This window comes from Synechococcus sp. R6-7, assembly GCF_047461695.1.
Classification (GTDB): domain Bacteria; phylum Cyanobacteriota; class Cyanobacteriia; order Thermostichales; family Thermostichaceae; genus Thermostichus.
The window spans coordinates 1-3,055 of sequence record NZ_JANSHS010000530.1; the positions used below are offsets into that span (position 1 = coordinate 1).

2 protein-coding genes and 1 pseudogene are annotated in these 3,055 nt (G+C 59.1%); all 3 read left to right on the forward strand.

Going from position 1 to position 3,055, the window contains the following annotated elements; all coding sequences use genetic code 11:
* Positions 1-457, forward strand: a pseudogene (locus NW815_RS13790) (magnesium chelatase ATPase subunit D); the annotation flags it as partial.
* A 125-nt stretch (positions 458-582) separates the two neighbouring features.
* Positions 583-1,311, forward strand: coding sequence for a DUF2993 domain-containing protein (locus NW815_RS13795; protein WP_414390715.1), 729 nt, complete (start codon positions 583-585; stop codon positions 1,309-1,311).
* A 586-nt stretch (positions 1,312-1,897) separates the two neighbouring features.
* Positions 1,898-2,959, forward strand: coding sequence for a sensor histidine kinase (locus tag NW815_RS13800; protein WP_414329262.1), 1,062 nt, complete (start codon positions 1,898-1,900; stop codon positions 2,957-2,959).
* Positions 2,960-3,055: the final 96 nt, after the last annotated feature.

Genomic DNA, 3,055 nt, shown 5'->3' on the forward strand with positions numbered 1-3,055 from the left:
CCCCCCCACCCGCTCCATTGAGCTGGCCCGCCGCCGTTTGGAATCTCTGCCCTGCGGCGGGGGATCCCCTCTTGCCCATGCCCTCACCCAAGCCGTGCGGATGGGAGTCAATGCCCGTGCTGCCGGCGACGTGGGCCAGGTGATGCTGGTGGCTCTCACCGATGGCCGGGCCAACATTCCCCTCAGCCGCTCCTTGGGACGGAGCGACAGCAAAAGCCAGTTGGGAGCGGCTCCCATCGACCTCAAGCAAGAGCTGCGGGAGATCGCCCTGCGCATCCGCGCCCTGGGGTTGAAGCTGCTCTTGATCGACTCCCAAAGCCGCTTTGTAACCACCGGCTTCAGCGCCGAGCTGGCGGAATTGGCGGGCGGACGGTACTTTCATCTGCCCCGCGCCACCGACCAGGGGATCGCAGCCGTGGCCCGCTCGGCCATGCAGGAAGGACGCACCTACCCCTGAGAGAACAGCCTCTCCGTCGGCGGAGGTTGTAACTTTTCTTAATGGTTGGTTATGATCCCTGTAGGCGAACTTCACCTTGTCCCATGGCTACAGGACTCCTGCCCCAACTCTCCCTCCAGAATCCCATGGCTGTCGATTGGGTCAGTCGGGGGGTAAGCGCAGCCATTCGCGCCCTCTTTAAGCAGGCAGAGCGACTAGAAGCGCGCGTGCGAGTGGAGCCTGTTGCCAAACTGTTGCAGGGTCGTATTGATAGCTTTGAGTTGTTGGGCCAGCACTTGCAGATGTACAACGGCCTGAGGCTTTCGGCCCTAGAGCTGTTTTGCAACGCGGTGGCCATCGATTTCAGCCAAATTTGGCAGGGGAAGATCAAACTGCGCCAGCCGGTACAGGCCACGATGCGTGTGGTGCTGAGCCAAGACGATCTGGTGCAATCGTTTAACACACCTTTTGTACTGAACAGGCTGGCCCTGGTGGGACAGGATGGCAGCCCCCTATCCTTCCATCACGTCCATATCAGCATCACCCCGGCGCGGCGACTGGAATTGCAGGCAAACGTACAGCAGGGAGAAGCCAGGGCTTTCCGCGTCGGTTTTTCCGCCCAAGTTGAGGTGCTGGAGCGGCGTCGCATCCGCTTTACAGATCCGGTGTTTGCAGGCGGCACAGAAGAGGAGCTGGCCTTGAGCCGGGCCTTGGTAGATTGCCTGAATGGGCTTCTGGATTTGGATCGGCTGGCCTTGCGCGGCACTGAGCTGCGGGTCGATCGGGTGAACTTACAGCCCCAGCAGATGATCCTATACGGCAGCGCCACCCTGGCCCAATTTCCCACACGCCAACCCCAATGGGAAAGTGCTTGACAGCCTTTCAAAGGGCGGCTACGCTCAATAGTGGTGAGGAGTGAAGAGAAGAAGCCTCTGGGGTCGAAACACGGACAGACTCCCAGAGGTTTTTTCATGCCTCAGGAGCTTGAGAGCTCCGCTCTGCCCCTCGATCTTGATCTGTTGAACTTGTAGTCCTTTGACCCAAACTGGGACACTACACCCAAAACGTTGGTCGCGTCGTCGCGTCAGCGTTGCCGAGCAATAATGCATGCGGCCAAAGGCTTTTCTCAATGGCCCAGGCGCCTCACCCTAACCTGAAACGACTATGATTGCTCAACGTTGGTTACGCCTGGGGATCAAGCTGTCTTTCTTTGCCGTGATGTCCACAGCTTTGCCAACCGGAATACGGCGCGGCTTCTCTAAAGAATGGGGTAGCTGGGTATCCTAAAAGCTGGGGTTACGGCATCCTTCTCTATTCATGGGGATGAAGTGGCTCAAGACATAACGGTCATTCTAAGACCTAGGAAAGAACTCTTCAGCCTTGACCGTGAGGGGATGTTTATTCTTTGCCTACGGTTGGTTCACTATTCAAGCAGGTCTTGTCAAAGCGAGCACACCGAGTTTGAAACAGCAACTACTCCGCCTACTTGAGTTTTGGCGCCGCCGCTTTCCCCACAGCTTGCGCACCCAGGTGGCATTGGTCATTGCCAGCCTTTCGTTCGTCCCCAACTTGGTTTTCATCCTGTCGGTGCAGTGGATCTGGCCCGACACGCAGTTCAGCGCTGAAGGGATCCTTCTGCTGCTGCTGTGGATCCCGTTGCTGGCGGTGCTGTCGGCGGTGGTGGGCTATGCTCTGTCCTCCATGATTTTGCGCCCCCTCACCCTGCTGGCCCGCGAGTTGGCCCATTTGGAAACCTTGATCAACCAGCCTGCCCGTTGGAATCTGCTGCTCCGCCCCGGGGATCCCCAGGAAGCCCTGATCTTGCGGCAGGCTTTTGCCCAGTTGCTGCGCCAGATCCAGATCGATCAAATGCGGCGAGAAGCCTTTACCGCTACCCTCGTTCACGACCTCAAAACCCCCCTCATCGCCTTTGGGCACCTGCTGAGCGCCTTTAAACAGGATCAACAGCTCGAGCCGGAGCAACGTCGCGCTCTGCTGGATCGCATCCTGCAGGAAAACCAACACAATCTCTCTCTGGTGCAGAAAATGGTGGAGGCCCACCGCCTAGAGCGGGGAGAGATCGAGCTGCATCCTCGGCCTTGCGATCTGGGATCCCTGGCCAGAAAGGTGGCCGAGCGCATGGGATCCCTGGCCCAGGAGCGGGGGATCGATCTGCGAGTCGAAGGAGAAGGGTGGGGCAACGCCGATGAGGCAGAGCTGGAGCGGGCGCTGGTGAATCTGGTGGACAACGCCTTGCGCTACGCACGCCATGCGGTGGTGTTAATCGTCAGCCCCCACCAGATCCAGGTGCAGGATGATGGCCCCGGCTTGCCGGCTCCCCTAGAAGAGTTGGCCCAACCCTACGTGACCCAGCCCATTCATATTGCCGGCCACCACTACCCAACCGGCTCAGGAGGTCTGGGGCTATATATCGCCAGGCGCATCCTGCAGGCCCACGGGGGGGACTTGCGGTTGGTCGAGACGGGATCCCAAGGGACTGCTCTAGCCCTGGTGTTGCGCTAACCCAATAGATTGGTGCTGAACAAGACTGGTGTAGTCATTTTAAGTGACATACTCCCGCACTCATGTTGATGCAAAGCGCTCCGCGCCGCTAAAGCG